Below are 272 nucleotides of genomic sequence, written 5' to 3'. Positions count from 1 at the left end.
TATCGGCTGGATATTCGGCGGGCGCCGTTACTGGCGGCGAAGGTGGCCGAGGACCCGGGCCAGGAGGCGGGGACGCCGGGCCGCTGGTTGCTGATGCTGCTGAACCATCATCTGGTGGGTGACGCCAGCACAACCCAGGCCCTGATCGAGGAGGTCCAGGTACACCTGCACGGTGATGTCTCCGAGTTGCCCCTGCCGGTACCGTACCGGGACTACGTGGCGCAGGCGCGCCTGGGCCACAGTGTCGAATCGGATGAAACCTTCTTCCGGGA

1 protein-coding gene is annotated in these 272 nt (G+C 66.2%); it reads left to right on the top strand.

From position 1 onward, the window contains the following. Positions 1–272, top strand: a 272-nt coding sequence (locus EZI54_RS24770) for a condensation domain-containing protein (protein WP_165495883.1), incomplete at both ends; no start/stop codon positions are given.

This window comes from Marinobacter halodurans (genome assembly GCF_004327985.1).
Taxonomy (GTDB): domain Bacteria; phylum Pseudomonadota; class Gammaproteobacteria; order Pseudomonadales; family Oleiphilaceae; genus Marinobacter_A; species Marinobacter_A halodurans.
This window is presented reverse-complemented; position numbering and strand designations above follow the sequence as displayed.